This is a genomic window from Sphaerotilus sp. (assembly GCF_041083715.1).
Taxonomy (GTDB): domain Bacteria; phylum Pseudomonadota; class Gammaproteobacteria; order Burkholderiales; family Burkholderiaceae_C; genus Sphaerotilus.
This window is the reverse complement of record NZ_JBFPGY010000404.1, coordinates 1-4,815: the sequence shown is the minus strand read 5'-3', so window position 1 is coordinate 4,815 and position 4,815 is coordinate 1. Positions and strand designations below refer to the sequence as shown.

4 protein-coding genes are annotated in these 4,815 nt (G+C 69.0%); 1 reads left to right on the top strand and 3 read right to left on the bottom strand.

Annotated elements, in window-relative coordinates:
- Window positions 1-268: hypothetical protein (locus AB3X43_RS18990; RefSeq protein WP_369431440.1), on the bottom strand; the 268-nt coding region annotated here is incomplete at its 3' end.
- Between the two features lie 130 nt (window positions 269-398).
- Entirely contained in the window at window positions 399-1,946 is a 1,548-nt protein-coding gene (locus tag AB3X43_RS18985; protein ID WP_369431439.1) for a methyl-accepting chemotaxis protein, read from the bottom strand.
- A gap of 188 nt (window positions 1,947-2,134) precedes the next feature.
- Here AB3X43_RS18985 and AB3X43_RS18980 point away from each other — a divergent pair, with 188 nt between their 5' ends.
- Window positions 2,135-3,814 (top strand): FMN-binding glutamate synthase family protein, encoded by a 1,680-nt coding sequence (locus tag AB3X43_RS18980; RefSeq protein ID WP_369431438.1) that lies wholly within the window; start codon window positions 2,135-2,137, stop codon window positions 3,812-3,814.
- Window positions 3,815-3,829: 15 nt separating this feature from the next.
- Here AB3X43_RS18980 and AB3X43_RS18975 read toward each other — a convergent pair whose 3' ends face one another.
- Window positions 3,830-4,588 (bottom strand): sterol desaturase family protein, encoded by a 759-nt coding sequence (locus tag AB3X43_RS18975; protein ID WP_369431437.1) that lies wholly within the window; start codon window positions 4,586-4,588, stop codon window positions 3,830-3,832.
- Between the last annotated feature and the right edge of the window lie 227 nt (window positions 4,589-4,815).

Genomic DNA, 4,815 nt, shown 5'->3' with positions numbered 1-4,815 from the left:
AGAGACAGCTGCTGCGTTCGTTCACGCACAGCAGCAGGGGCCGCGCTGGCCGCTGCGGCCAGCGGGTGTGGGCGAGTATGCCGAGCACGGCATCGACGACAGTGAGCCGCAGCGCGGCTGGATAAGGCGTGGCTGCGGCGAGGTTGCCGCCTGCGCCTGCGCCTGCACCCGGTTCCGCCACGGAAGGCGCCGACCAGACGGCCGATGACAGCATCATCCAGCCCACTCCGACCACACGGCCGAGCCCGGCGCGCCAGCGCAACGACATGTCCTGAGATCCGATCCTGAAATGAGAGGCGGTCTCTACAGGACCGGTGTTGGCGCATTGTGTGAGCCAGTCGCCGGGTGGGCAAGTCCCTCGGGCTATCCGGTCAGCCAGGGTGCCCGATCCATCACATTCAGGCTTGCGCTGGTTCCTCGATCCGGAATTTGTGCACGGCCTCGCTGAGCCGCAGCGATTCGTCGCGCAGGTTGTCCGCGGCGGCGGCGCTTTGCTCGACCAGTGCGGCGTTCTGCTGGGTGGCATCGTCGAGTTGCTGCAGGGCCTGGCCGATCTGGCGGATGCCGAGATTCTGTTCGTCGGAGGCGGTGGTGATGCGGCCGATGATGTCCGAGACCTGGCGCACCGAGGCCACGAGTTCGCTGATCGTGCTGCCAGCGTCGCGCACGAGCTGGGCGCCGTGGTCGACGGTGGTGAACGAGGCAGCGATGAGTGATCTGATCTCGCGCGCCGCCTCGGCCGAGCGCTGCGCCAGCGAGCGCACCTCGCTGGCCACCACCGCGAAACCCCGGCCCTGCTCGCCTGCCCGGGCGGCTTCGACCGCGGCGTTGAGCGCCAGGATGTTGGTCTGGAAGGCAATGCCGTCGATCACGCCGGTGATGTCGCCGATGCGGCGGCTGGAGGCCGTGATCTCGTCCATGTTCTGCACCACCCGCGCCACCACGGAGCCGCCGCGCGTCGCCGCTTCCGCGACCGCGGTGACGAGCTGGTGTGCCTGCAGGGCCGCGTCGGTGCTGTTCTGCACGGTGCTGGTGAGCTGCGACATCGACGCGGCGGTTTCCTGCAGGTTGCCGGCGGCGAGTTCGGTGCGCCGCGACAGATCCGCGTTGCCGACGGCGATTTCGGCACTGGCGGACTGCATCGACACCGCGCCGGAGCGCACGTCGCGCACCAGCGTGCGCAGTGCCGCCACCATGTGGGCCAGCCCGCGCATCATGTCGCCCATCTCGTCCTGTCGGCTCGTGTCGCCCTGGAGGCCGAGATCACCGCCGGCGATCCGGTTGGTGGCTTCGAGAACCTGCTGGACCGGCTGCAGGATGGCACGGGCCGTCAGCAGCGTCGATGTCATCAGCAAGGCTGCGAGGCCCAGCATCACCACGCCGACCACGGCCACCGTCTGGCTCTGTTGCGTGAAGGTGCGCTCGGCGATGGTGTCGGCCTGGTGGAACTGCAGCGACACCGCTTCGCGCTGCGCGCCGATGTAGGCCGCCAGTGCGCCGCGCAGGCGGGACATCTCGGCTTCCGGCACGTCGGTGCCCGCGGTGCGGGCTGTGCCCAGCTGCTTGCGCAAGTCGACATAGGCCTTGCGTGCCTGGCTGACTTTCTCCAGCGCGGTGACCTCCTCGGGCAGGGTCGACTGCGCCTCGACCGTCTGCTGCAGCGTGCTGATGCGCGCGGAGGTCGCCTCGATCTCGGGCTTCAGCCGGGCGCCCAGCCCTGCATCGGTGCTGTTGAGCGCCGCCAGCGCACGGGCGGCATTGGCCTCGGTCAGTCCTGCCCATTGGGTTGTCTTGTCCAGCTTGTCGAACTGGGCGGCCATGGCGGCACGGGCGTTCTCGATCTCGGCACGGCTGTGCAGGACCGCCCAGCCTTCGACCATCAACAGCAGGCCGGTGACGAGCAGCGGGGGGAGCCACAGACGGGTGGAGATCGACAGGGACTTCATGGTGTGGGACTCTTGTGCTGGCTTGGGCCGCGGGACTGCTGTTCAGTCCCGTGGATGATCCGCGCCATGCACCAGATCGGTTCATCCGAAGTCCACCCCCAACACCACGCAATTCTTCTGGCATGTGGCATGCCGGGCCGCCATCATGGGCCCCCTGCCCACGGCTGTGACCCACAAAAGGAATGCCCATGCCCGACTGGCTGACCGCGCTGGACCGCTACTTCCCGATCCGCTACCTGGTCATGCTCTGCTGCGGCGCCATGGCGCTGGGCGGCGGGATCGGCTGGTGGGCCCTGCACCTCGACCCCTGGATCGCGCTCGTCGGCGTCGCGGGCCTGGGCATCGGCGTGCGCGACCTGCGGCAGTCGCAGCGCTCGGTGCTGCGCAACTACCCGGTGATCGGGCACCTGCGCTACCTGCTGGAATTCATCCGCCCCGAGATCCGCCAGTACTTCATCGAGAGCGACAACGAGGCCGCGCCCTTCTCGCGCCAGCAGCGCTCGCTGGTCTACCAGCGCGCCAAGGGCGACCCGGACAAGCGTCCCTTCGGCACCCAGCTCGACGTGCACCAGGAAGGCTTCGAGTGGCTCAACCACTCGCTGGCGCCGACCACGCTCGCCTCGCACGACTTCCGCGTCACCATCGGCGCCGGCTGCGCGCAGCCCTACAGCGCCAGCGTGTTCAACATCTCGGCCATGAGCTTCGGCGCGCTCAGCGCCAATGCCATCCTCGCGCTCAACGGCGGTGCGAAGAAGGGCGGCTTCATGCACGACACCGGCGAAGGCTCGATCAGCACGCACCACCGCACCCACGGCGGCGACCTCGTCTGGGAGATCGGCTCCGGCTACTTCGGCTGCCGCGATGACGCGGGCCGCTTCAGCGAGGAACAGTTCGTCGCCAACGCCACCGACCCGCAGGTGCGCCTGATCGAGGTCAAGCTGTCGCAGGGCGCCAAGCCCGGCCACGGTGGCGTGCTGCCCGGCCCGAAGGTGACGATCGAGATCGCGCAGGCGCGGGGCGTACCGGTGGGGGTGGACTGCGTCTCGCCCGCGGCGCACAGCGCGTTCTCGACGCCGGTCGAGCTGCTGCAGTTCCTCGACCGGCTGCGCACGCTCTCGGGTGGCAAGCCGGTCGGATTCAAGCTCTGCATCGGGCATCCGTGGGAGTGGTTCGCCATCTGCAAGGCGATGATCGCCACCGGGCTGCGGCCGGACTTCATCGTCGTCGATGGCACCGAGGGCGGCACCGGCGCTGCGCCGCTGGAGTTCACCGACCACGTCGGCGCACCGCTGCAGGACGGGCTGCTGCTGGTCCACAACACGCTGGTCGGCCTGAACCTGCGCCAGCACATCCGGCTGGGCGCGTCCGGCAAGATCGTCAGCGCCTTCGACATCGCCCGCGCGATGGCGCTGGGCGCCGACTACTGCAACTCGGCGCGTGGTTTCATGTTCGCGCTCGGCTGCATCCAGGCCCAGCACTGCCACACCGGCCAGTGCCCCACGGGGGTGGCGACGCAGGACCCGGGCCGTCAGCGCGCGCTGGTCGTGCCCGACAAGATCGAGCGCGTGCGCCGCTTCCACGAGAACACGCTGCATGCGCTGCAGGAGCTGGTCCAGGCCGCTGGTCTGCGCCATCCCGGCGAGATCACCGCTGGCCACATCGTGCGCCGCGTCAGCAACGACCAGGTGCGGTTGCTGCGCAACCAGCTCTGTTTCGTCCGGCCGGGCGAGCTGCTGGCGGCCGAGCGCGGCGACTGCGACTGGCCGCACAACGTCTACGAGATCTACTGGCCGCTGGCGCAGGCCGAACGCTTTGCACCCACCGACCCCAGCGACACCGCGCTGACGGTGCGCGAATTCGCGACCTGAACTGGCCTGACCGGATCAGCGCCGCGCCGGATCGGCACTGCCGAACCAGCGGTCCCACCAGGTGAAGTACAGGCCGTAGTTGTCGCGGCCGGTGGCGTGGTGGTGGGCGTGCAGGGTCGAGGTGTTGATCCAGCGGCCGATCGGGTGGCGGTGCCAGTCGGGCGGGTAGAACTCGCGGCCGCAATGGCCGTAGACGTTGATCAGCGTCGAGACCGTCTGGAAGGCCAGCAGCGCCAGCGGGTGCATCGGCAGCACGAACAGGATCGCCACCACCAGCAGCGCCTCCGCCAGTGCCTCCCACGGGTGGAAGCTGTAGGCCGCGAAGGCCGTCGGGCGCACCGAGCGGTGGTGCGTCAGGTGTGTGCGTCGGTACAGCGCGCGGGTGTGCATCAGCCGGTGCAGTGCGTAGAACAGCGCGTCGTGCAGCACCAGCGCCAGCACCACGCTCAGCGCGAACCAGCCGGCCGGTGCCGAGTCGATCCGGAAGTAGAGCTGGGTGTGCCGGACCAGCCCGGTGCCGAACAGCACCGCATTGACCAGCCCGAACACCAGCACCGTGCCCACCGCGTGGCCCAGCTCGCGCCGCAGGTGGGCTGCCCGGTCATCGCCTGCTGGATAGGCCGCATCCACCGCACGGCCCCAGCCGCGCCGCGCCAGGCCGTAGAGCGCCAGCGCCATCACCAGATAGCGCACGCCGTAGAGCAGCGCGCCATAGACGAACGGTGCGAGGACCGGGCCGGGCAACAACAGGTGGAGCAGGTTCTGCGGCGTCATGGAAAGCAGCATGCCACGGGTGCACCCGGCTCTGCTGCACGGCGAGGAGGTATGAAACCAAATTCCAACGCCCCCTTGCGCGATGAGCGGCTGTGGCCAAGCGCATGAAGGACATCAAGCATGCGAATCCATGATCAAGTCGCCGTGGAACTCATGAACCGGCCGGGTGTGCGCCAGGAGGTCGAGTGCATCGAACGACAAGAGGGCGCGCTGCTGGACCTGCTGCT

Coding starts and splice junctions, on each gene's coding strand:
- AB3X43_RS18985 (WP_369431439.1), bottom strand. CDS start 1,946: ATGAAGTCCCTGTCGATCTCCACCCGTCTGTGGCTCCCCCCGCTGCTC.
- AB3X43_RS18980 (WP_369431438.1), top strand. CDS start 2,135: ATGCCCGACTGGCTGACCGCGCTGGACCGCTACTTCCCGATCCGCTAC.
- AB3X43_RS18975 (WP_369431437.1), bottom strand. CDS start 4,588: ATGACGCCGCAGAACCTGCTCCACCTGTTGTTGCCCGGCCCGGTCCTC.